At 68.5% G+C, this 21439-nt stretch carries 23 protein-coding genes and 1 riboswitch; of the genes, 11 read left to right on the forward strand and 12 right to left on the reverse strand.

All coding sequences use genetic code 11. The features are described 5' to 3' along the window. Nucleotides 1-534: 534 nt before the first annotated feature. Nucleotides 535-711, forward strand: coding sequence for a hypothetical protein (locus ACFY3J_RS08160; protein ID WP_390840563.1), 177 nt, complete (start codon nucleotides 535-537; stop codon nucleotides 709-711). Nucleotides 712-968: 257 nt separating this feature from the next. On the opposite strand, the gene ACFY3J_RS08165 is transcribed toward ACFY3J_RS08160, so the two are convergent. Both ACFY3J_RS08165 and thiC read right to left on the reverse strand, forming a co-directional pair. Further along, a complete protein-coding gene (locus ACFY3J_RS08165) occupies nucleotides 969-1805 on the reverse strand; it encodes a hypothetical protein (protein WP_390840630.1) in 837 nt (278 codons plus the stop codon). A 149-nt stretch (nucleotides 1806-1954) separates the two neighbouring features. Next, on the reverse strand, nucleotides 1955-3787 hold the full coding sequence (thiC, locus tag ACFY3J_RS08170) for a phosphomethylpyrimidine synthase ThiC (protein ID WP_390840564.1): 1833 nt from the start codon (nucleotides 3785-3787) through the stop codon (nucleotides 1955-1957). Then, a riboswitch (TPP riboswitch) is annotated at nucleotides 3780-3957 on the reverse strand. (Overlaps the previous gene by 8 nt.) 71 nt (nucleotides 3958-4028) lie before the next feature. Between thiC and ACFY3J_RS08175 the strand changes: the two genes are divergently transcribed. Beyond that, complete coding sequence (locus tag ACFY3J_RS08175) at nucleotides 4029-5534, forward strand: YibE/F family protein (protein ID WP_390840565.1); 1506 nt, start codon at nucleotides 4029-4031, stop codon at nucleotides 5532-5534. A 103-nt stretch (nucleotides 5535-5637) separates the two neighbouring features. On the opposite strand, the gene ACFY3J_RS08180 is transcribed toward ACFY3J_RS08175, so the two are convergent. The 4 genes from ACFY3J_RS08180 to ACFY3J_RS08195 all read right to left on the reverse strand — a co-directional run bounded on the left by ACFY3J_RS08180 (nucleotide 5638) and on the right by ACFY3J_RS08195 (nucleotide 7982). Further along, on the reverse strand, nucleotides 5638-6075 hold the full coding sequence (locus ACFY3J_RS08180) for an SsgA family sporulation/cell division regulator (protein ID WP_141359892.1): 438 nt from the start codon (nucleotides 6073-6075) through the stop codon (nucleotides 5638-5640). Between the two features lie 97 nt (nucleotides 6076-6172). Beyond that, entirely contained in the window at nucleotides 6173-7072 is a 900-nt protein-coding gene (locus ACFY3J_RS08185) for an IclR family transcriptional regulator (RefSeq protein ID WP_384174299.1), read from the reverse strand. 199 nt (nucleotides 7073-7271) lie between these two features. Next, a complete protein-coding gene (locus ACFY3J_RS08190; protein WP_141359891.1) occupies nucleotides 7272-7484 on the reverse strand; it encodes a DUF5326 family protein in 213 nt (70 codons plus the stop codon). Nucleotides 7485-7664: 180 nt separating this feature from the next. Next, the gene (locus tag ACFY3J_RS08195) at nucleotides 7665-7982 is read right to left on the reverse strand and encodes a cupin domain-containing protein (protein ID WP_384174302.1); all 318 of its coding nucleotides are present in this window, start codon (nucleotides 7980-7982) and stop codon (nucleotides 7665-7667) included. Between the two features lie 48 nt (nucleotides 7983-8030). Between ACFY3J_RS08195 and ACFY3J_RS08200 the strand changes: the two genes are divergently transcribed. The 7 genes from ACFY3J_RS08200 to ACFY3J_RS08230 all read left to right on the forward strand — a co-directional run bounded on the left by ACFY3J_RS08200 (nucleotide 8031) and on the right by ACFY3J_RS08230 (nucleotide 13558). Then, nucleotides 8031-8408, forward strand: a complete 378-nt coding sequence (locus tag ACFY3J_RS08200; RefSeq protein WP_141359890.1) for a phage holin family protein — start codon at nucleotides 8031-8033, stop codon at nucleotides 8406-8408. A 96-nt stretch (nucleotides 8409-8504) separates the two neighbouring features. Next, nucleotides 8505-9695, forward strand: a complete 1191-nt coding sequence (locus tag ACFY3J_RS08205; protein ID WP_384174306.1) for a cystathionine gamma-lyase — start codon at nucleotides 8505-8507, stop codon at nucleotides 9693-9695. Nucleotides 9696-9977: 282 nt separating this feature from the next. Continuing rightward, complete coding sequence (locus ACFY3J_RS08210) at nucleotides 9978-10883, forward strand: LysR family transcriptional regulator (RefSeq protein WP_384174309.1); 906 nt, start codon at nucleotides 9978-9980, stop codon at nucleotides 10881-10883. A gap of 142 nt (nucleotides 10884-11025) precedes the next feature. Beyond that, nucleotides 11026-11508 (forward strand): NUDIX domain-containing protein, encoded by a 483-nt coding sequence (locus ACFY3J_RS08215; protein ID WP_225076418.1) that lies wholly within the window; start codon nucleotides 11026-11028, stop codon nucleotides 11506-11508. A gap of 90 nt (nucleotides 11509-11598) precedes the next feature. Further along, entirely contained in the window at nucleotides 11599-12465 is an 867-nt protein-coding gene (locus tag ACFY3J_RS08220) for a GNAT family N-acetyltransferase (protein WP_390840567.1), read from the forward strand. A gap of 122 nt (nucleotides 12466-12587) precedes the next feature. Next, nucleotides 12588-13052 carry a MarR family winged helix-turn-helix transcriptional regulator gene (locus tag ACFY3J_RS08225; RefSeq protein ID WP_384174316.1) on the forward strand — a complete coding sequence of 155 codons (465 nt, stop codon included), beginning with the start codon at nucleotides 12588-12590 and terminating at the stop codon, nucleotides 13050-13052. Nucleotides 13053-13105: 53 nt separating this feature from the next. After that, nucleotides 13106-13558, forward strand: a complete 453-nt coding sequence (locus ACFY3J_RS08230) for a GNAT family N-acetyltransferase (protein ID WP_384174319.1) — start codon at nucleotides 13106-13108, stop codon at nucleotides 13556-13558. A 66-nt stretch (nucleotides 13559-13624) separates the two neighbouring features. On the opposite strand, the gene ACFY3J_RS08235 is transcribed toward ACFY3J_RS08230, so the two are convergent. Beyond that, nucleotides 13625-15010 carry a serine hydrolase domain-containing protein gene (locus ACFY3J_RS08235; RefSeq protein ID WP_390840568.1) on the reverse strand — a complete coding sequence of 462 codons (1386 nt, stop codon included), beginning with the start codon at nucleotides 15008-15010 and terminating at the stop codon, nucleotides 13625-13627. 326 nt (nucleotides 15011-15336) lie between these two features. On the opposite strand from ACFY3J_RS08235, the gene ACFY3J_RS08240 reads away from it, so the two are divergent. Further along, a complete protein-coding gene (locus ACFY3J_RS08240) occupies nucleotides 15337-15900 on the forward strand; it encodes a dihydrofolate reductase family protein (RefSeq protein WP_384174325.1) in 564 nt (187 codons plus the stop codon). A 191-nt stretch (nucleotides 15901-16091) separates the two neighbouring features. On the opposite strand, the gene dnaB is transcribed toward ACFY3J_RS08240, so the two are convergent. Beyond that, nucleotides 16092-17570: a replicative DNA helicase gene (gene dnaB / locus ACFY3J_RS08245; RefSeq protein WP_384174328.1), complete on the reverse strand. Its 1479-nt coding sequence runs from the start codon at nucleotides 17568-17570 to the stop codon at nucleotides 16092-16094. Nucleotides 17571-18029: 459 nt separating this feature from the next. Here dnaB and ACFY3J_RS08250 point away from each other — a divergent pair, with 459 nt between their 5' ends. Next, a complete protein-coding gene (locus tag ACFY3J_RS08250; protein WP_384174331.1) occupies nucleotides 18030-19367 on the forward strand; it encodes an MATE family efflux transporter in 1338 nt (445 codons plus the stop codon). A 157-nt stretch (nucleotides 19368-19524) separates the two neighbouring features. On the opposite strand, the gene rplI is transcribed toward ACFY3J_RS08250, so the two are convergent. From rplI to rpsF, 4 genes are all read right to left on the reverse strand, one after another. Next, nucleotides 19525-19971 (reverse strand): 50S ribosomal protein L9, encoded by a 447-nt coding sequence (gene rplI / locus ACFY3J_RS08255; RefSeq protein ID WP_384174334.1) that lies wholly within the window; start codon nucleotides 19969-19971, stop codon nucleotides 19525-19527. Nucleotides 19972-19989: 18 nt separating this feature from the next. Continuing rightward, nucleotides 19990-20226, reverse strand: a complete 237-nt coding sequence (gene rpsR / locus ACFY3J_RS08260) for a 30S ribosomal protein S18 (RefSeq protein WP_003949403.1) — start codon at nucleotides 20224-20226, stop codon at nucleotides 19990-19992. A gap of 41 nt (nucleotides 20227-20267) precedes the next feature. Beyond that, nucleotides 20268-20843, reverse strand: a complete 576-nt coding sequence (locus ACFY3J_RS08265) for a single-stranded DNA-binding protein (RefSeq protein WP_384174337.1) — start codon at nucleotides 20841-20843, stop codon at nucleotides 20268-20270. A gap of 70 nt (nucleotides 20844-20913) precedes the next feature. Then, nucleotides 20914-21204 (reverse strand): 30S ribosomal protein S6, encoded by a 291-nt coding sequence (gene rpsF, locus ACFY3J_RS08270; RefSeq protein ID WP_019324683.1) that lies wholly within the window; start codon nucleotides 21202-21204, stop codon nucleotides 20914-20916. Between the last annotated feature and the right edge of the window lie 235 nt (nucleotides 21205-21439).

A 21439-nucleotide genomic window follows, 5' to 3' on the forward strand; every position in this document is an offset into this window, starting at 1 on the left:
CCCCGCCGAAGACTCGTTCTGGCCGTGGTTTCCGCAGCCAGCGCAGCAGCCACCTCGTCCTCGTTCGCCCCGGCCAGCGCCTCAATCACCCGATCGAGTGCCTGCTCACCTCAGTGCGCGTGACCACTCGAAGCCGGCGTCGGACCAGTGTTCTTGACCGTCAGAGGCAGCAGCTTCTTGCCGGTCAGGCCGAGTACCTCAACCCCTAATCGCTGGCCAAGTTCACTGTCAGTGGGTGGCGATAGACTTGGGAATTTCGCCTGCCACAGGCTGGAGACACAACATGTAGTGGCAAGCGGAGCTGACATGCCCACAAGTTGTGGTTGAGGCGAGACTTAAGCCAATGGCACGGGGTACGATCTGACGCAGCGTGAAAGACCCCAGCTCGGATGGGCCGAGTTGGGGTCGGCACTGCCTGAGCTGGGGTCTTCATGCGTTTCCTAGGCGCCTGTCGACCCTACATGGGGTCGACTTCCTCATGAAGTACTACGGCTCTTCAGGTCCGTGCCCAGCTCGAAGGGCAGGTGATCAGAAGTGGCTGCAAAGAAGATCAACCCCGGCACCCCCGCTCCGGACTCCGGTCAGTACCGTCCGGTCGGTGGTGGTAGCGAGGTGACTGCCGTTCAGGGGAAGCCTCTGCCGCCTACCCCGAAGCCGGGACAGGGCTGGAAGCTGGTCGACAAGACCAAGCACAAGCCCAAGGGCAAGTAAGTAGCGGAGGGGGCAGGCCCCTGGGTCTGCCCCCTCCGCTACGTCAGTCCGCGATCGGCAGGTACACCCGGTTGCCCGCCTGCGCGAACTCCTTCGACTTCTGCAGCATGCCCTCGGCGATCTCCTCCGCCGTGGCTCCCTCAGCCGCTGCACCGCCGAACCGCTCTGTGATGCTTTGGCTAATCTATGCTTGGATCAGTGCCCACACGCTCCCTACGCCCGGCAGCGAGCAACACATTCAAGGCACGGGTACAAGTTCACCGGGCCGGCCGAACTCCACGGCTCAGGCTGGGCTGAGAGCGCAGGGTCGCCAACCTGCGGTGAGCATCGGGTTCGGCCAAGCTCTCGCCCAGGGCCAGGAGCGACAGAAGCTGCACGGGACGCCCCGCCGATGCTGCCGCCTCCAGCTTGTGATGGCCGTCGAGCAGGAAATGCGTCAGCCCCCAGTGCACGTAAGAGTCGGTCGACTGGATATCCAGTGCGGGCTGACACAGGTCCAGAGTCGAAACCGCCACTGCCGTCGGCACCAGCCCCCGCCCCATCTGCTCGATGTACTCGTCCACCCTTTCCCGTTCGTTCCAGGACGGGGGAACCATCGGCACGACGAACTCATAGAGATGCGCGGCGTCATCGACCGCGGTCTCAAACGTGCGGTAGTACGGCGTGCGCGGGTGCTCCGGAAGTCCCCAGAACTGGTCGATTCCCCACGTGGCCACCTGCTCATTGCTGAAGTAGTCACCCTCCTGGCCCGGAGTGACCAGCCGTGGCTCGACACGAAGCAGCCAAGGGAGGTAGTCGCCTTCCGGCAGCAAGGAGCCGAACGCATCAAGGATGTCGTCGTCCAGGTCGGAGAGCCGACCGGCGAGGCGTTCCTGCATGCTCTCCAACGACAACGTCTGGTTGGCACCCTCAAGTCGCTGGAACAGGAACTGACACGTCCCACACCAGAAGGAGAGCTCGAACGCGGGATCTCCATCGAGTACGAGCAGCCTGCGCCGTGCCCCGGAGCCCGCCTTCTGGGGCTCTGCCTCGAACCGCAGCCTCGCTTCAGGCTCGGGCACTCCGATCCTGCGCGGTTCACCGATCATGTCCATCACGCCGACGACCGTACGAGACTCCACTGCCGCCTACGAACCAGTTTTTCGAGGCGAGTCGACCTGCCCTCCTGCGCAGAAGCAGCATGGTTCCATGCGGCCGGCGGCTGGGTAGCCCCGCTCAGCAGAAGAACTACCCAGCCGCTCCATCAGTCCGCGATGGGCAGGTACACCCGGTTCCCCGCCTCCGCGAACTCCTTCGACTTCTGCAGCATGCCCTCAGCGATCTCCTCCGCCGTGGCCCCCTCAGCCGCTGCACCGCCGAACCGCTCTGTGATGCTTTGGCTAATCTTCATCGAGCAGAACTTCGGGCCGCACATCGAGCAGAAGTGGGCCGTCTTGGCGGGTTCCGCCGGGAGGGTCTCGTCGTGGAACTCCCGTGCCGTGTCCGGGTCGAGGGAGAGATTGAACTGGTCCTCCCACCGGAACTCGAAGCGGGCGTCGGACAGTGCGTCGTCCCACTCCTGCGCGCCCGGGTGCCCCTTGGCGAGGTCGGCCGCGTGGGCGGCGATCTTGTAGGTGATGACGCCGGTCTTGACGTCGTCACGGTTGGGCAGCCCCAGGTGCTCCTTGGGCGTCACGTAGCAGAGCATGGCCGTGCCCCACCAGGCGATCATCGCGGCGCCGATGCCGGAGGTGATGTGGTCGTACGCCGGGGCGACGTCCGTCGTCAGCGGGCCGAGCGTATAGAACGGAGCCTCATCGCAGATCTCCTGCTGAAGGTCGATGTTCTCCTTGATCTTGTGCATCGGGACATGGCCCGGGCCCTCAATCATGGTCTGTACGTCCAAACGCCTGGCGATCCGGCCGAGTTCCCCGAGCGTGCGCAGTTCCGCGAACTGTGCCTCGTCGTTGGCGTCCGCGATCGAGCCGGGCCGGAGTCCGTCGCCCAACGAGTACGTGACGTCGTAGGCGGCGAGGATCTCGCAGAGCTCCTCGAAGTTCTCGTAGAGGAACGACTCCTTGTGGTGCGCCAGGCACCAGGCGGCCATGATCGAGCCGCCGCGCGAGACGATTCCGGTCTTACGGTTCGCGGTCAGCGGCACGTAGGCGAGGCGTACCCCGGCGTGGACGGTCATGTAGTCCACGCCCTGTTCGGCCTGCTCGATGACGGTGTCCTTGTAGATCTCCCAGGTCAGTTCCTCGGCCTTGCCGTCGACCTTCTCCAGGGCCTGGTAGAGCGGGACCGTGCCGATGGGGACGGGGGAGTTGCGCAGCACCCACTCACGGGTGGTGTGGATGTTGCGGCCGGTGGAGAGGTCCATGACCGTGTCGGCGCCCCAGCGGGTCGCCCAGGTCATCTTCTCCACCTCCTCCTCGATGGAGGAGGACACCGCGGAGTTTCCGATATTGGCGTTGACCTTCACCAGGAACCGCTTGCCGATGATCATCGGCTCGATCTCCGGGTGGTTGACGTTGGCCGGCAGCACCGCGCGGCCCGCCGCGATCTCCTCGCGGACGGTCTCGGGAGCAACGTTCTCCCGGATGGCCACGAACTCCATCTCCGGCGTGATCTCCCCGCGGCGCGCGTAGGCGAGCTGCGTCACCGCTCCTCCGTCGCGGCCGCGGCGCGGCTGGCGCGGCCGTCCCGGAAACACCGCGTCGAGGTTGCGCAGACCGCCGCGTGGCGAGGTGTGCTTGATCCCGTCGTCCTCGGGACGGACGGGACGGCCCGCGTACTCCTCGGTGTCGCCGCGGGCCACGATCCAGTTCTCCCGCAACGGCGGCAGGCCCCTGCGGACATCGGTACCGACGAGTGGATCGGTGTACGGGCCGGAGGTGTCGTACAGCGTGACGGACTGCCCGTTGGTGAGGTGCACCTGACGGACCGGCACTCGCAGATCGGGGCGTGAGCCCTCCACGTAGCCCTTGTGCCAGCCGATGGACTTCCCGGCCTCCCCGCCGGAGGCGTCGGAATCGATCCGCTCCGCGTCGCTGGAGATCTGCTTGGAGGCAGGCGTGCGTACGTCCTTGTTGGTCATGAGACCTACTCCCTACGCCGGCATTACCCGGTAACAGGTTCAGCGGTCGACGCAGCGGTGTCCGTCTGCCGGCGTTTCCTGTGAAACATCGCACGTTCCACGTGAAACATCGCAAAGACGGAGGTCAGCGCCCTCTCAGCCCGGTGCTCCGAGCTCCCGCGTGTGCAAAGGTGCCTCCACGCTAGCGTCATTTGTGGCGCGGTGAACAGTGGGCCTGTGCCGTTCTTGCGATGATCGGGCGGTGACCACGACAGAGCAGTTCCCCCATCCGCCGCCCGAGCCCCGACGCGGACAGGACTTCCGGCACGGCCAGGAAGCCACCGCCACGGGCCACGGACACGGACCCGCGACCGGTGGCGGGCACGGGCCGGGGAGCAGTACCGGGCACGGCCCGGGGAACGGCACCGGGCACGGCCCGGGGAACGGCACCGGGCACGGCCCGGGAAGCGGTGGCGGGCACAGTCACAGCCACGGACCGGCCGCACCCGTGTCGAAACACCTCCGCAAGGTGATCGCGGCGATCCTCATCCCGTTCGCCGCACTGGTGGCTGCCGGACTCGCCGTGCTGTGGCCCGGCGGCGCCCCGTCGCACGAGCGCACCGGGGTGGGCTTCGACCGGCAGACGCAGCAGGCCACCGTCGTCGAGGTGCTCCGGGTCAGCTGCCAGTCGGTGAACGCCTCCGGGGGCACACCGACCGGCGACACCTCCACCGCCGAGGGTTCCTCCGCGCAGCAGCAGGCCGGGAACTGCAAGAAGGCCACGATCCGGGTGGACGGCGGCAAGGACAAGGGCCGTACCTTCACCGAGATCGTGCAGCCCGACCAGTCCCGGCAGCTGCACCAGGGCGAGAAGGTCGTGGTCGCCTACGAGCCCTCGGCACCCAAGGACTTGCAGTATTCGGTCACCGACGTCAACCGGCGCTTCCCGATGGCGCTGCTGGCCGGTCTCTTCGCACTCGCCGTCGTGGTCGTCGGGCGGATGCGGGGCGTGATGGCGCTGGTCGCGCTGGCCATCAGCTTCCTGGTGCTGAACCTCTTCATCCTGCCCGCGATCCTGCAGGGCTCGAACCCTCTGGTCGTGGCGGTGGTGGGGGCCAGCGCCATCATGCTGATCGCGCTGTACATGTGTCACGGCCTGTCCGCCCGTACCTCGGTCGCGGTGCTCGGCACGCTGATCTCGCTGATGCTGATCGGCTTCCTGGGCTCGCTGTTCATCGGCTGGGCCGCGCTGACCGGCAACACCGACGACAGCACCGGTCTGATCCACGGCCTGTATCCGTCGATAGACATGAGCGGCCTGCTGCTCGCCGGTGTCATCATCGGCTCGCTCGGCGTCCTGGACGATGTGACGGTGACACAGACCTCGGCGGTCTGGGAGCTGCACGAGGCCAACCCCGCGATGGGCTGGCGCGGGCTGTACCGTGCGGGCATCCGTATCGGACGCGACCACATCGCCTCCGTCGTCAACACCCTCGTCCTCGCGTACGCGGGTGCCGCGCTCCCGCTGCTGCTGCTGTTCTCCATCGCGCAGAGCAGCGTGACGACCGTCGCCACCAGTGAGCTCGTCGCGGAGGAGATCGTGCGCACACTGGTGGGCTCGATCGGCCTGGTCGCCTCCGTTCCGGTCACCACGGCGCTGGCGGCACTCGTGGTCTCGGCCGACCGCACGGGACGGACGCAGGCCGCGGCACAGGCCACCCTGCCCGCTCCGACGCGCGGTGGAAGGGGCAGGCGTCGCAGGCGCTGACTGCGTACGCGGGGGCTGCTTGGACGGCCGACGAAGCGTTCCTGCACCCCCTGAGGCCGTGGCGAAGCGTTACACCACCACCCGCGTCCGCTGCCGTGACGCCTCAGCCCGCGCTCTGCTCCTCCGCCAGGATGCGGTCCAGGGCTTCGTCGAGGTGGGCGTCGAAGTCGGCCAGCGCACCCTCCTGGCCCAGGGGCACCAGCTTGTCCGTACGGTCCAGGAACGCCACCAGCGGCGCCGTCGAGGAGCGGAACAGCGCCCGGTCGCCGCCGACCTGAAGCCGGATCAGGACCTCGCTCAGCGAGTCGCGGCCGGCCGGTGAGATGCGCACGTCACCGTCCCCGCACGGCGTCCCCACCCCGTCGATCAGCAACTCCCGCCCGAACGCCCAGGTCACCGGGGCGTCTCCCGGCAAATGGAAGGTCAGCCGCACGGCATAGGGATCACAGGTCTCGTACCGCAACTCCACCGGGATGCGGAAGGAGAGCTCCTCGGACACGAGAAAGCTCATCATGACCTCTGCCTGTACGGACTCGCGCATCGCTACCCCGTTGTTTGCCGTCGACTGGCCGGGAATCCATCCCGCAACAATGGTGCATCTTGCTGAACGTGCACATCAGATCACAAGGAGTGAGTTTTCAGATACTGATAGAGAGCGCGAGGGAGCCCAGACGCCGCCCCACCTCGTGTTGCAGCCGACGCGCGGCGGGCAGCAGCCGGTCCGCCTGATGGGCCGGCAGGGAGAGGGCCATCGCGGCCGCCGTGGTGCCCACCGTGATGGGAATCGCCGCGCACACCGCCCCCAGCGCGTACTCCTGGCGCTCGGTCACCGGCTCCATCGGCCGGGCCCGTTCCAGGCGGCGCAGCACCGTGTGCTCGTCACGGACCGTGTACGGGGTGAGGGACCGCACGGGGTAGCGGTCGAGATGGTCGCGGCGGCCCCTGTCGTCCAACTGGGACAGCAGGCACTGGCCGATCGCGTGCGCGTGCCCGGTCTCGCGGAAGCCGGCCCATTCCTCGACTGCCGGGATGGCCGCGGTGGCGGAGACGCACATGAGCTCGATCTCGCCCTCGCGGTACATCGCGTAGTACAGCGGCGCACCGATGGAATCCCGCCACTGGGCGAGCGCCTCGACGATCGTGGTGCGACGTTTCTGCGCCGCTCCGCTGCTACTCAGCCGCTCGGCGGCCTCACCCAGGAAGAACAGGCCCCGGTCGCGGCGCAGATAGCCCTCGTGGACGAGGGTGCGCAGCAGGTGGTAGGCGGTGGGCAGGGCCAGACCCGTCTCACGGGCGAGCTGCTTGGCGGGCGCTCCGTGCTCGTGCCGCGCGACGGTCTCCAGCAGGCGCATCGCGCGCTGCACGGATCCGATGAGGGTCGGCGGCTGCTGGGGCCTCGGCTGCTCCGGGACTGTGGCCCTCGGCCGTTCCAAGGGGGCCGACGAACGTGGCTGCGCCGGGAGGGCCGTCGAGCGGGACGGCCCCCGGGGTGCGGGCGGCGCGTGCCGTTCTGCGGGTGCGGTGTCAACCGTGGCCAAGGGGTCACTCCCGTAGCGCGAGGGGGCAGCCGTGCGGGGAACACGAATGGGGGTGTAAGCCGCCCGCGGGGGCCGGCCCCCGCTTCGATCTCCGGACCTTATCCGCCTGTCACCGCACACGGACGGCTTGTCCGGGAAACTTCCCTCCCGCGAGGGAACCGGCGACTCCCGTTAACGGTTCACCGGTACCCCCTGGCACTCACCAGTCGCTGCGTGAGGACGATCCCGCCATGAACTTCCGCACGATGTAGATCAGTCCGCCGACCAGCGCGACGAAGATCAGCACCTTGAACAGCAGCCAGACCACGAAGCCGATCACGCTCGCTATCACGCCGCCGAAGACGACCAGAGCGATGACGGGCACCGCGATCCACTTCACCCACCACGGCAGACTCGCGAAGATCTCTCGCATTGCCCTCGTCCTCATCTCTTCGCCGGCGCTGTGCCGGGCCCTGTCGGCATCCCGCACCCCCCGGTGCGGGGCCCTGTCGATGTTCTGCACTCGATGCTAGAGCCGGGAGGGCGCCCCGCGGAGCCCTCGCACCCCTTGTCCTGCCCTGACCGGTCCCCTAGGGAACCCCGAGACGCCGCCTCAGGCTTCCGGGGGAGAGAACACCACCAGGACCCTCAGATCCTCGCTGATGTGGTGGAACTTGTGGGCGACTCCGGCCGGCACGTACACCACGCTGCCGCGGGCCACCTCGGTCGTCTCCGGACCGACCGTGATCGAGGCGCGGCCGCTCACGACGAAGTACACCTCGTCCTGGTTGTGCGGCTTCTGCGGGTCGTGCTCGCCCGCGTTGAGCGCGTACAGACCGACCGACATGTTCCGCTCGCGCAGAAACTGAAGGTAGGCACCCTCGTTGGCGGCTCGCTCCGCCTCCAGCTCGTCCAGTCGGAATGCCTTCATCGCCCTCGCCCGTACTCGTAGTCGATCTGGTCTGCCACGATCAGACACATGAAGAATTTCGTAGTCAAGACGATCGCCAACGCGGGCGCCCTGGCGGTCGCCGTGTGGCTGCTCGACAAGATCACCCTGACCGGCGACAGCACCGCCAAGAAGGCCGGCACGCTGATCGTCGTCGCTCTGATCTTCGGGCTGGTGAACTTCCTGGTCAAGCCGATCGTGAAGGTACTGACCTTCCCGTTGTTCATCCTGACGCTGGGCCTGATCACCCTGGTGGTCAACGCTCTGATGCTGCTGCTGACGTCGTGGGTGTGCGGCAAGCTCAACCTGAGCTTCCATGTCGAGGGCTTCTGGACGGCCGTCCTGGGCGGCCTGATCGTCTCGGTCGTCTCCTGGGCGCTGAACCTGGTCCTCCCGGACGAGGACTGATCCGAGGGGCCGAGGGAGCGCCCCGAGAGGGAAGTGGGCGGCGGGCCGCGCAGCGCTCGCCGCAGGACGACAGCAAGCGAAGGAAGGCAGAGCGGTATGAACGACTCCGCTGCGGACGACCCGAACGGCACCCGGGAGCAGACCCGTTTCCCCACCGGCGCCGGTGACGGCACGCGTGCGGTGCGGGCCGGGCTGCCCGAGCCGGTCAAGCACGAACCGACGCTTCCGGGACCGGTGTTCGCCGCCCACTTCCATCTGCCGGGCGACCCTACGGGCCCCTACACCTACGGCCGCGACGAGAACCCGACCTGGACGCTGCTGGAGCGCGCCATCGGCGAGCTGGAGGCACCCGGGCAGGACGGCGTCGAGACGCTCGTGTTCGCCTCCGGCATGGCCGCCATCTCGTCGGTGCTCTTCTCCCAGTTGCGCGCCGGGGACGCGGTGGTGCTGCCCAGCGACGGCTACCAGGCGCTGCCCCTGGTGCGTAAGCAGCTTCAGGAGTACGGGATCGAGGTACGCACGGCGCCGACCGGCGGGGACGCCCAGCTCGACGCGCTGGACGGGGCACGGCTGCTGTGGATCGAGTCCCCGTCGAACCCGGGGCTGGACGTGTGCGACATCCGGCGGCTGGTCGAGGCGGCACACGCGCGTGGCGCCCTGGTCGCCGTGGACAACACCCTGGCGACCCCGCTCGGGCAGCGGCCGTTGGCGCTGGGTGCGGACTTCTCCGTGGCCAGCGGCACCAAGCAGCTCAGCGGGCACGGCGACATCCTGCTGGGATACGTCGTCGGCCGCGACGGTGAGGCCATGGCGGCCGTACGCCGCTGGCGCAAGATCGTCGGTGCCATCCCGGGACCGATGGAGGCCTGGCTGGCCCACCGTTCGATCGCCACCCTGCAACTGCGCGTCGACCGGCAGAACGCCTCCGCCCTCGCTCTCGCCGAGGCGCTGCGCGGTCGGCCCGAGGTGACCGGGCTGCGCTACCCCGGGCTGCCCGACGACCCCTCCCACAAGATCGCTTCACGGCAGATGCGGCGCTACGGGTGCGTGGTGTCCTTCACACTGGCCACGCGTGCGCGTGCCGAGCACTTTCTCGACGCGCTGCGGCTCGTGGACCCCGCGACGAGCTTCGGAGGGGTGCGCTCCACGGCCGAGCGGCGAGGACGCTGGGGCGGCGACGCGGTGCCGGAGGGCTTCATCCGGATGTCCGTCGGTGCGGAAGACCCCGAGGACCTGGTGGCGGATGTGCTGCGGGCGCTGGACGAGTCGGCCGAGCCGGCTCGCTGACCGCCTCCCGGACGCCGGCCGGTCCCCACGGGCCCCTGACGGGTCTCCTGCGAGCCTCCCGGCGGTCTCCGTCCGTTTCCGTCCGTGCACAGCGGGCGGTCCGAGCCTCCCCCCTCGTGGCTCGGACCGCCCTCGGTTCCGCGCGCGAAGAACCGCGCAAACAAGGCTAGTTGACTCAGTGTCAGTGTCCAATCACGGTAGCGACAGGGACCTATCGACATATTTATAGTTGGGCGGGGCCGGGGGGTCACACCAAAAGGCACCAAGAGGGGTGGGCGTGCCATGGATCTGGCATTGCTGCGCACGTTCGTGACCGTGCACCGAGCGGGCTCCTTCACCCGCGCCGCGGCGCTCCTCGGTCTCTCCCAGCCGGCCGTCACCTCCCAGATCCGCACGCTGGAACGGCAGCTGGGACGTCCCCTGTTCCTGCGCCAGGCCCGCGGTGTGACGCCCACGACCATCGGCGACGAGCTCGCACACAAGGCCGCGCCGCACCTGGACGCGCTCGTGGAGATCACCGAGACCGGCCTCGACGACGAGTCCTCCCTGCGCACTCTGCATCTGGCCGGGCCGCCGGAGTTCATCGCGGAACGGGCCCTGCCCGCGCTGACCGGGCTGACCGGCGACGACGGGCAGGGCTTCGCGCTGCGCACCTCCTTCGGGACCGCCGAGGAGGCCCTGGACGGCCTGTCCGCCGGACATCACGATCTGGCCATCAGCACGGCCCGGCCCCGCGGCGGACTGCTCACGGCGGCTCCGCTGTGCGACGAGGAGCACGTCCTGGTCGCCGCTCCGCGCTGGGCCGAGCGAATCGATCAGGCGACACCGCGCCGCACGGTCGTGCCCGCCCTGGACACCGTCCCCGTGATCGAGGTCCACGAGTCGCTGCCCTTCGCCTCCCGCTACTGGGGCTCGGTCTTCGACGCCCGGCCCGCGGCCTCCGGCACGGTGATCGTCCCCGATCTGCGCGCGGTCCTGGCCTGCGTGGTGGCGGGCGCGGGGCTCGCGGTGCTGCCCCGGTATCTGTGCACGGCCGCCCTGGGGCGGGGGGAGATCGTGCCGCTGCACGAGCCGGCGGTGCCACCGCTGCGCACCTACTTCCTCGCGGTCCGTACCGGAACGCTGGCGATGCCGCACATCGCGCGGGCCCATGAGTGGCTGCTGCGGGCGGCCACCGCCTGGTGCTGAGCGGAGAAGAAGGGAGGACTAGAAAGGGAGGACTAGAAAGGACAAGGGAGGACAAGGAAAGCCGAGGCAGGAGAAGGGCGCGGCATGAGACCGGGGCGGCGTGCGATGTTTCACGTGGAACCAGCCGGGCCACATTTCTCCCATGACCGTCCGACCCGTGGTCAAGCGCACCGCCCGTGCCGTTCTCCTCGACGGTGACGACCTGATCCTGATCAAGCGCACCAAGCCCGGTGTCGATCCCTACTGGGTCACCCCCGGTGGCGGGGTCGAGCCGGGGGACGCGACCGTCGTGGACGCTCTGCACCGCGAGGTGCACGAGGAACTCGGCGCCAAGATCACCGACGTGGTGCCCTGCTTCGTGGACACCGTGGAGCACATCGGCGAGGACGGCGGCGCGACCGGTGTGAAGGTGCAGCACTTCTTCGTCTGCCGGCTGGAGTCCATGAACCCCTCCCAGCGGCATGGCCCCGAAGTGGACCAGCCCGCCGGCGAGTACGAGATCGTACGGGTGCCGTTCACCCGGGTCGGCATCGCCTCCGTCCATCTGGTGCCGCTGTCCCTGCGCCACTACCTGGACGGAAACATCGAGGGCGTGCGGGCCATGCACGCTCCCGACCTGGGCTGAGGAACGGGTCACCCGGGCGTGGCCAAAAGCACGTACGTCCGGTCCGAAACGGGTGGACGCCGAGGGGGTCCTTCGGACAGCCTGACCTGCGTGTCGACTCCTTCTCCCGCTCACTCCCCCATCCGCCGCCTGACGCTTCGCGATCTCACCGCCTGCGCCGACTTGTCCGAGAACCGGGGGTGGCCGCGGGAGGAGCACAAGTGGAGCTTTCTTCTGACGGCCGGGACGGGCTACGGCATCGACGACCCGGACGGAGGACTCGTCGCCGCGTGTGTCGTGAGCGAGTACGGACCGCAGGGCCGCCCGGATCTCGGCGCCATCGGCATGGTCCTGGTCGCCGAACGACATGCCCGCCAGGGCATCGGACGGCGGCTGATGCGCCACGTGGTCTCGACGATGGACAGCACCCCCCTGACCCTCCACGCGACCCCGCTCGGCCGCCCGCTCTACGAGGAGCTGGGCTTCAAGGTCACCGGCAGGGCGGAGATGGTGGTCGGGCCCTTCACATCGGACGAGTCGCGGACTCCTGTCGCCACGCGCGCGGCCACCGCGGCGGACCTCCCGGGCATCCTGCGGCTCGACGAGGAGGTGTTCGGCATTGACCGAACCCCGGTCATCACGCGACTGCCCGCGTTCGCCGACCAGTTGCGCGTCGCCGAGGAGCACGACCGGATCATCGGGTACGCGGCGGCCTGGCCCAACATGGACACCCATGTCGTGGGTCCCCTGATCGCCCGGGACACGGAAGCGGCCAAGGCCCTGATCGCCTCCCTCGCCGCCCGAACCGACCGCCGGCTGCGCACGGACATCGACGTACGCCACGAAGAGCTGCTGGCCTGGGTGACGGAACGCGGCCTGGCGCCGGTGATGCGCAATGACGTCATGATGTACGGCGTCGCGGAGCCGCCCGGGGACTGGACCCGCCGGTTCGCACCGCTCACCGTGGCGGCGGGCTGAGGCAACCGCTCCGGGCAAGCCGGAAGGGCGCAATAGTTGTGCACGCGCTATACCTTCAAAGGCTGTCTATCGTTGCGCTGCCCTATCCTGGATTCAGCCGCTCCGGGACGGAGGAAACGCCCATGACAGCGACGGACCCCGCGCTGACCGCCCTGGCCCAGGGCTGGTCCGCGCTCGCCCTGCTGCACGACAGGATCGAGGCACACGTCGAGCGCGCCCTTCAGGCCGGGCACGATCTCAGCGTGCGCGAATACTCGCTGCTCGACGTGCTCAGCCGGCAGCACGACGGTGAGGGCGGTCATCTGCAGATGAAGCAGGTCGCGGACGCGGTCGTCCTCAGCCAGAGCGCCACCACACGGCTGGTCACCCGGCTGGAGGACCGCGGTCTGCTCGAGCGCTATCTGTGCCCCACGGACCGCCGCGGCATCTACACCAACGTCACCGAAGCCGGTCTCAAACTCCTGGCCCAGGCCCGGCCGACCAACGATGGCGCCCTGCGCGAGGCACTCGACGAAGCCGCGAAGAACCCCGATCTGGCACCGCTGGTCCGGGCCGTCGAGTCCTTGCACGCGACCGCCCCGGCATAGACCTGCCCCGGCATGGCCCGGTGCGGGCCGGACCAGCCCATAGGGTGCGGGGCATGGAAGATCTCGCCATACGAGCCGCTGTCGCCGCCGACGTCCCCGCCATCGTGGCCATGCTCGCGGACGACCCGCTGGGGGCGCAGCGTGAGTCCCCGGACGACCTCGCGCCCTATCTGACCGCGCTGGAGCGGCTCAGCGCCGATCCCCACCAGCACCTGGTGGTCGCCGTGCGCGAGGACCGCGTCGTCGGCACGCTCCAGCTCACGATCATTCCGGGCCTGTCCCGGCGCGGCTCCACCCGGTCGATCATCGAAGGGGTCCGCATCCACGCGGACGAGCGCGGCAGCGGCCTGGGCACACGGCTCATCGAGTGGGCCGTCGACACATCACGACGCGAAGGCTGCCAGCTGGTCCAGCTGACCTCGGACAGGACACGCGCCGACGCCCACCGCTTCTACGAGCGGCTGGGCTTCGAGGCCTCGCACCTGGGCTTCAAGCTCCACCTGTGAGCACCTCGAACACGCCGAGGGGTGGGCGTTTCACGTGAAACGCCCACCCCTCAGGGCTTCCGGGCGCTATCCGATGCCGCGCCACCCCTCCGGGTCCACGCCGCCAGGCACGGAAGCGTCTACGTCGTACGGCTGACGCGTGAACACGAACGACCCGAGGTCCAGATGGTCCACGGACCCGTCCGGCCGTCGCACCACCCGCAGCACCTCTCCGGCGTAGTAGCCCTCCAGTCCCGTCCAGGTCCCGTCACCGTTCGACCGGAACCGCGAACGCCGGCCGTTGCCGGACAGCGGCTCCAACGAGGCGAATCCGTCGGCCGTCAGCCGCAGGCCGAACCCGTAGGTCCCCCAGTACCACTGCCCCGCCAGTTCCAGCACCGACGGCTCGACCTTCCGCAGCGGCCGCCAGGGCTCCGGGATCCGCGGCTCGGCGTCGGCGACGATCCGCACGAGGTCGGCCCCCACCGTGGCGACCGCCGGCCCGGACGTGCAGTTCGCCAGCACCACCGCGGCCACGTCGTCCTCCACACCGATGGTGAGTGAAGCCAGGAAGCCCGGAAGCGACCCGCTGTGCCCGACGAGGAGGCGCTCGCCCCACCGCCGCGCCTCGAGTCCCAGGCCGTACGCGTACCCGGACGCCACATCCGCCGCCTCGGGCGGAGCTGCCGGAGTCCTCATCTCCCGCAGCGACTCGGCGCTCAGCACCCCGTCGTCCCCCTGGACCAGGAAGACGGCGAAGCGGGCCAAATCACCTGTCGTGGACCACAGTTGCCCGGCCGGAGCCATCCGCCCGAGGTCCTCGGCGGGCTCGGGCATCAGCGCATCGGCCCAGGGATGCACGGCCCAGCCCTGCGCGTGCGGTGCCTCGGGGCGGGCACTCGTGCGGTGCAGAACCAGGGGTTCGAGCACTTCACGCCGCAGAACCTCCTCCCAGGGAGCGCCCCGCAGCTCCTCGACGAGCGCACCCAGCAGGGTGTAGCCGGGATTCGAGTAGTGAAACCGCCGGCCGACCGGATGCCGCAGCGGTTCCTCGCCCAGTACATCGGCCAGTTCGGGACGCAGCGACCCCGGCGATCTCTCCCACCAGGGCGCCGGCGACTCGGCTGCCAGCCCGCCCGTGTGCGCCAGTAGATCGGCTACGGTCGCCTCCCCCACGCCGGTGCCCGGCAGATGCTTCTCCAGCGGGTCCCCGAGGTCGAGCAGGCCCTCGTCGCGCAGCCGCAGAACGAGCACGGCGGTGAAGGTCTTGGTGATCGAGCCAATGCGGTACTGCGTGTTCTGGTCCGGTGCGTGTCCGTCCACCGACGTCCGCGCACCGTGCCAGACCGTCCGCCCGTCCCGCGCAACCGCGGCGACGAGCGACGGCACCCGTCCCTCGGTCTGGGCCACGGCGATCCGGTGCAGCAGCGCCCGGCGGGTACCGGGAAGCAGGTCATCCTGAGATGTCGTCATGCCCCCAGTCCACCCGGAGCGTCCGGCACACGTCGAGCAGATTTCTCCGAACGGCCACGGAGAGCCGTGCTCGGGCGGCCCGCGGGCGTGTAGGGTCTCGCCGCCGATGACATGTCGATCTTCTGTGACCTGCTGGTTCTCTGTTGTCTCACCGCGATGTCACCCAAGATCAGTCTCAGATCGATGCCATTTCCTCGGCGGAACGATGAGTCTGCGGCTGAGCCACCGAGCACGAGGACTACATGTGAGCTCAGATCGCGCACCGATGAGTTTCCCGCGCCGCGCCGGTCTGTACGCGTGAGACCGACTCACGGAAGGCTGGCGCCATGCGGAAACTGATCTACGGCATGAACCTGACCCTGGACGGCTACATCGCCGCGCCCGGCGACGACATCGGCTGGAGCGTGCCGAGCGACGAGCTGTTCCAATTTTGGTCCGACCAGTTGCAGGCGACCGACCTGTCGCTGTACGGGCGCAAGCTGTGGCAGACGATGAGCTCCTACTGGCCGACCGGCGACCAGCAGCCCAACGCCACCCCGGCGGAGAGCGAGTTCGCGCGCCGCTGGCGGGACATGTCGAAGGTGGTGTTCTCCTCGACGATCGACAAGGTCGACTGGAACACCCGCCTGGTCACCGGCGACGCGGTCGCCGAGATCACCCGGCTCAAGGCCGAGGACGGCGGCCCGATGGACATCGGCGGCGCGACGCTCGCCGGGGCGGCCATGCGGGCCGGGCTGATTGACGAGTACGTGCTGGCCACCGCGCCGGTCCTGGTGGGCGGCGGCACGCCGTTCTTCACCGCGCTGGACAACTGGGTGAACCTGAACCTGGTGGAGACGCGGACGTTTCCCGGCGGCGTGGTCCTGACCAGGTACGAGACGAGGCGCTGAGCGCCCGTCCGGGAGTCACGGGCCATATGCTCCGCGGGTGACACCCCCTGGGTGACCCGGACTACCGCCCGAGTCACCCAAACGAGTGAAGCCCCTGAACTGCAAGTCTCATGGCGGTGGCATTTCTGCCATCCATCTGCCAACTGCCCTGAGATTCTGCCAAGGCTTTTGAGACCCTACAGGTCGCCGGATCAGGTCTGTGCCATGTCCACGAACCGCGAGTAGTGGCCCTGGAAGGCGACCGTGATCGTCGCGGTCGGACCGTTTCGGTGCTTGGCGACGATCAGGTCGGCCTCGCCGGCGCGCGGCGACTCCTTCTCGTAGGCGTCCTCGCGGTGCAGCAGGATGACCATGTCGGCGTCCTGCTCAATGGATCCCGACTCACGCAGGTCGGAGACCATCGGCTTCTTGTCGGTGCGCTGCTCGGGGCCACGGTTGAGCTGGGAGAGCGCGATGACCGGGATCTCCAGCTCCTTGGCCAGCAGCTTGAGGTTTCGGGACATGTCCGAGACCTCCTGCTGCCGGCTCTCGGCACGCTTGGAACCGCCGGACTGCATCAGCTGGAGATAGTCGATCACGACCAGCTTGAGGTCGTTGCGCTGCTTCAGGCGCCGGCACTTGGCACGGATCTCCATCATCGACAGGTTCGGGGAGTCGTCGATGTAGAGCGGGGCGGCCGAGACGTCCGGCATCCGGCGGGCCAGCCGCGTCCAGTCCTCGTCGGTCATCGTGCCCGAACGCATGTGGTGCAGGGCGACCCGGGCCTCGGCGGACAGCAGACGCATCGCGATCTCGTTGCGCCCCATCTCCAGCGAGAAGATGACGCTGGGCAGGTTGTTCTTGATCGACGCCGCCCGCGCGAAGTCCAGCGCGAGCGTCGACTTGCCCATCGCGGGACGCGCGGCGATGACGATCATCTGACCCGGGTGCAGACCGTTCGTCAGCGAGTCGAAGTCGGTGAACCCGGTGGGCACACCGGTCATCTCCCCGCTGCGCGAGCCGATCGCCTCGATCTCGTCGAGCGCGCCCTCCATGATGTCGCCCAGCGGCAGGTAGTCCTCGCTGGTGCGCTGCTCGGTGACCGCGTAGACCTCGGCCTGGGCGCGGTTGACGATCTCGTCGACGTCGTCGTCGGCCGCGTATCCCATCTGGGTGATACGCGTACCTGCCTCGACCAGGCGGCGCAGGATCGCCCGCTCGTGGACGATCTCGGCGTAGTACGCGGCGTTCGCCGCCGTCGGCACGGTCTGCACGAGCGAGTGCAGATACGAGGCACCGCCGACCTTGTTGATCTCGCCGCGTCTGGTGAGCTCGGCGGCGATGGTGATGGGGTCGGCCGGCTCGCCCTTGGCATAGACGTCGAGGATCGCCTGGTAGATCGTCTCGTGAGCCGGCTTGTAGAAGTCATGGCCCTTGAGGATCTCCACCACGTCGGCGATGGCGTCCTTCGACAGGAGCATCCCGCCGAGGACCGACTGTTCGGCATCGAGGTCCTGTGGGGGAACGCGTTCGAAGGCGGAGCCCCCGTCGTCCCACGTGCCGTTCTCCCGGCCGCGGTCGTGCTGCTCGCCCCGGCCGCGCTCCGCGTCGGGGCGGCGACGGGAGGCGGGCAGACGATCACCTGGACCGCTGTCGGCCCACGGGTCGTCCAAGGGCTCGGAAATGCTCACCGAGCAGCCTCCTCCCGTCCGCCGAGCGGACCTCGCCGTGCCCCTCTTTTGTACGGGACGGCACTGACAAATGAGAGGCCCAACTCCGCTTCAGGCGCGTCAGGTTTATGACGCTTTGGAAGCCGGCGGACGGAGCGGGCGCCGGACCACGGTAGGGCCCAGAACAGCGTCAGCCAATCTGGTTATCCACAGGCCATGTGGACGAGCGCCCCGATGCTGTGGAGAACTCGGCGAAACCTGTGCACGAGCCGGTGGACAGCCCTGTGAAAAAGCCCTCGGCTCCACCCACAGGACCCCGTTGGCCTGCTGTTTTCCCGTCCACCGGCTGTGCAGAAGAAAAACTTTCCCAGTCGGACCAAGATCGCCTCGAACGGTACGCACAAGCGAACGCCACCAAACCTCAAGTAAGGACTGCAAGGGCTTTGCATCTCTTACCTGTGGACGATTACATTGGTGCTCATGACACAGGCCCCCGCACGCCGCCCGGCCACCCGGCGCCGGCACGACCGAGAGATCGTCGCGCTGGCCGTACCGGCCTTCGGCGCACTCGTCGCCGAGCCCCTGTTCGTGATGGCCGACAGCGCGATCGTCGGCCATCTCGGCACAGCGCAGCTCGCCGGACTCGGTATCGCCTCGGCCCTTCTGACCACCGCCGTCAGCGTCTTCGTCTTCCTCGCCTACGCCACCACGGCGGCCGTCGCCCGCCGCGTCGGCGCGGGCGATATCCGGGCAGCCATCCGCCAGGGCATGGACGGCATCTGGCTGGCACTGCTGCTCGGGGCCGCCGTCATCGCGGTCGTCCTGCCCACCGCGCCCACCCTGGTGGACCTTTTCGGCGCCTCGCACACGGCGGCACCGTATGCGACGACCTATCTGCGCATCTCCTCATTCGGGATTCCGGCCATGCTCATCGTGCTGGCCGCGACCGGAGTCCTTCGTGGGCTCCAGGACACCCGGACGCCGCTGTATGTCGCCGTCGCCGGGTTCGTCGCCAACGCCGCCCTCAATGTCGGGCTCGTCTATGGCGCCGGACTCGGCATCGCGGGCTCGGCCTGGGGCACCGTCATCGCCCAGTTCGGCATGGCGGCGGTCTACCTCTGTGTGGTCGTCCGTGGGGCCCGCCGGCACCACGCCTCCCTGCGGCCCGATCGGGCCGGCATCAGGGCATCCGCACAGGCCGGTGCCCCGCTGCTCGTCCGTACGCTCTCCCTGCGAGCGATCCTGATGATCGCCACGGCCGTGGCGGCCCGCCTCGGTGACGCGGACATCGCCGCCCACCAGATCGTCCTGTCCCTGTGGAGCCTGCTCGCGTTCGCCCTCGACGCCATCGCGATCGCCGGACAGGCCATCATCGGCCGTTATCTCGGCGCTGGCGATCCGGAGGGCGCTCGCGAAGCCTGTCGGCGCATGGTGCAGTGGGGGATAGCCGTCGGATTCGCCCTCGGGCTCCTGGTGATCCTGAGCCGACCGCTCTTCCTGTCGCTGTTCACCAGTGACGCCCTCGTCAAGGACACGGCACTGGCCGCACTGCTCCTGGTGGCGTTCTCCCAGCCGATCTGCGGCGTGGTCTTCGTCTTGGACGGTGTGCTGATGGGCGCGGGGGACGGACCGTATCTCGCCGGCGCCATGCTGGTGACCTTGGCGGTCTTCACGCCTGTGGCGTTGCTCGTTCCCCTTCTGGGCGGCGGGCTCACCGCGCTCTGGGCGGCCATGACGTTGATGATGACCGTGCGGATGCTGACGCTGTGGCTGCGTTCCCGCTCGGGCCGCTGGGTCGTCACGGGAGCGACACGCTGACCGTTTCACGTGAAACACCGCGGGCTGCCACGTTTCACATGAAACGCCGTTCCCGCGCCCCTGACCTCAGCGCCACTGACCCCAAGTCACGCGGAAGGGGGCCGCATCCTCGACGGATGCGGCCCCCTTCCCGACTACTCAAGCCGAGCGGAGTGCCTTACGCGGCGACGACCTCGATGCTGACCTTGGCGGCAACCTCGGGGTGCAGACGCACGGACGTCTCGTGACCGCCCAGGGTCTTGATCGGCGTGCCCAGCTCGATGCGGCGCTTGTCGACCTCGGGACCGCCGGCAGCCTTGATCGCCGAGGCGACGTCGGCCGGGGTGACGGAGCCGAACAGGCGGCCAGAGTCGCCGGAGCGGACGGCCAAGCGGACCTTCACGCCCTCGAGCTGGGCCTTGATCTGGTTGGCCTGCTCGATGGTCTGGATCTCGTGGATCTTGCGAGCACGACGGATCTGCTCGACGTCCTTCTCGCCGCCCTTGGTCCAGCGGATCGCGAACTTCCGCGGGATCAGGTAGTTGCGAGCGTAGCCGTCCTTGACGTCCACGACGTCGCCCGCGGCACCGAGGCCGGAGACCTCGTGGGTGAGGATGATCTTCATGTGTGGCTCACCCTTCCCTTAGCGCGCGGTGGAGGTGTAGGGCAGCAGCGCCATCTCACGGCTGTTCTTGACAGCCGTGGCGACGTCACGCTGGTGCTGCGTGCAGTTGCCGGTCACGCGACGGGCACGGATCTTGCCGCGGTCGGAAATGAACTTCCGCAGCATGTTCGTGTCCTTGTAGTCCACGTACGTGACCTTGTCCTTGCAGAAAGCGCAGACCTTCTTCTTAGGCTTGCGCACAGGCGGCTTCGCCATGGTGTTTCTCCTGTGTGATCAAGAAGTGTGGTACGGCCCGCCTAGAAGGGGGGCTCGTCCGAGTAGCCGCCACCGCCGCCGGAGCTGCCGCCCCAGCCGCCGCCACCCTGGTTGCCACCGGCGGGAGCGCCGGTCGCCCACGGGTCGTCGGCGGGAGCACCGCCGCCCTGCTGGCCGCCGCCGGGGCCACCGCCCCAACCGCCGCCACCCTGGCCGCCACCGCCGCCGCCGTAACCACCCTGACCACCGCGGCCCGAGGTCTTGGTGACCTTGGCCGTGGCGTTGCGCAGGCTGGCACCGACTTCGTCGACGTCCAGCTCGTAGACCGTGCGCTTGACGCCCTCACGGTCCTCGTAGGACCGCTGCTTCAGCCGGCCCTGCACGATGACGCGCATGCCTCGCTGGAGCGACTCGGCGACGTTCTCCGCCGCCTGACGCCAGACCGAGCAGGTGAGGAAGAGGCTCTCGCCGTCCTTCCACTCGTTCGTCTGGCGGTCGAAGGTGCGGGGAGTGGACGCGACGCGGAACTTCGCGACCGCCGCACCGGACGGGGTGAAGCGCAGCTCGGGGTCGTCGACAAGATTGCCGACGACCGTGATGACGGTCTCGCCTGCCATGGGGGAACCTCTCGGCGGGTTTGCTCTGGCTGCTTGCTACTCGAATCCCGAGATCAGCTGAGCGAAGGGCTCAGTGGGTCTCGGGGCGGAGGACCTTGGTCCGGAGGACCGACTCGTTCAGGTTCATCTGGCGGTCGAGCTCCTTGACGACCGCAGGCTCGGCCTGCAGGTCGATGACCGAGTAGATGCCCTCGGGCTTCTTCTTGATCTCGTACGAGAGACGACGACGGCCCCAGGTGTCGACCTTCTCGACCTTTCCGCCACCGTCACGGACGACAGAAAGGAAGTTCTCGATCAGCGGGGAGACAGAACGCTCCTCGAGATCGGGGTCGAGGATGACCATCACCTCGTAGTGACGCATGTGGAACCCACCTCCTCTGGACTCAACGGCCACGGTCGTTCCGTGGCAGGAGGGTTGTTATGCGTACGCAACAGTGCTTGCAGTACATCAGCCGCCACTGACAACGAGGGCCGGCTGACGGACTCTCCAGGTTGGCCGTGGCTCAGCCTGGGCAGACACCGTGCAGAACGTACAGACTACCCGCACACCCGCTTCCGGTTGAAATCGGGGCTCCGGACCCGTCAACCTGGACACC

The organism is Streptomyces sp. NPDC001231, assembly GCF_042896885.1.
In the GTDB taxonomy this organism is placed as follows: domain Bacteria; phylum Actinomycetota; class Actinomycetes; order Streptomycetales; family Streptomycetaceae; genus Streptomyces.

Bases quoted from the DNA above. Each gene is read 5' to 3' on its own strand.
- ACFY3J_RS08165 (WP_390840630.1), bottom strand. From the start codon at position 1,805: ATGGACATGATCGGTGAACCGCGCAGGATCGGAGTGCCCGAGCCTGAA.
- thiC (WP_390840564.1), bottom strand. From the start codon at position 3,787: ATGACCAACAAGGACGTACGCACGCCTGCCTCCAAGCAGATCTCCAGC.
- ACFY3J_RS08180 (WP_141359892.1), bottom strand. From the start codon at position 6,075: ATGCGCGAGTCCGTACAGGCAGAGGTCATGATGAGCTTTCTCGTGTCC.
- ACFY3J_RS08190 (WP_141359891.1), bottom strand. From the start codon at position 7,484: ATGCGAGAGATCTTCGCGAGTCTGCCGTGGTGGGTGAAGTGGATCGCG.
- ACFY3J_RS08195 (WP_384174302.1), bottom strand. From the start codon at position 7,982: ATGAAGGCATTCCGACTGGACGAGCTGGAGGCGGAGCGAGCCGCCAAC.
- ACFY3J_RS08200 (WP_141359890.1), top strand. From the start codon at position 8,031: ATGAAGAATTTCGTAGTCAAGACGATCGCCAACGCGGGCGCCCTGGCG.
- ACFY3J_RS08205 (WP_384174306.1), top strand. From the start codon at position 8,505: ATGAACGACTCCGCTGCGGACGACCCGAACGGCACCCGGGAGCAGACC.
- ACFY3J_RS08210 (WP_384174309.1), top strand. From the start codon at position 9,978: ATGGATCTGGCATTGCTGCGCACGTTCGTGACCGTGCACCGAGCGGGC.
- ACFY3J_RS08215 (WP_225076418.1), top strand. From the start codon at position 11,026: ATGACCGTCCGACCCGTGGTCAAGCGCACCGCCCGTGCCGTTCTCCTC.
- ACFY3J_RS08225 (WP_384174316.1), top strand. From the start codon at position 12,588: ATGACAGCGACGGACCCCGCGCTGACCGCCCTGGCCCAGGGCTGGTCC.
- ACFY3J_RS08230 (WP_384174319.1), top strand. From the start codon at position 13,106: ATGGAAGATCTCGCCATACGAGCCGCTGTCGCCGCCGACGTCCCCGCC.
- ACFY3J_RS08235 (WP_390840568.1), bottom strand. From the start codon at position 15,010: ATGACGACATCTCAGGATGACCTGCTTCCCGGTACCCGCCGGGCGCTG.
- ACFY3J_RS08240 (WP_384174325.1), top strand. From the start codon at position 15,337: ATGCGGAAACTGATCTACGGCATGAACCTGACCCTGGACGGCTACATC.
- ACFY3J_RS08250 (WP_384174331.1), top strand. From the start codon at position 18,030: ATGACACAGGCCCCCGCACGCCGCCCGGCCACCCGGCGCCGGCACGAC.
- rplI (WP_384174334.1), bottom strand. From the start codon at position 19,971: ATGAAGATCATCCTCACCCACGAGGTCTCCGGCCTCGGTGCCGCGGGC.
- rpsR (WP_003949403.1), bottom strand. From the start codon at position 20,226: ATGGCGAAGCCGCCTGTGCGCAAGCCTAAGAAGAAGGTCTGCGCTTTC.
- ACFY3J_RS08265 (WP_384174337.1), bottom strand. From the start codon at position 20,843: ATGGCAGGCGAGACCGTCATCACGGTCGTCGGCAATCTTGTCGACGAC.
- rpsF (WP_019324683.1), bottom strand. From the start codon at position 21,204: ATGCGTCACTACGAGGTGATGGTCATCCTCGACCCCGATCTCGAGGAG.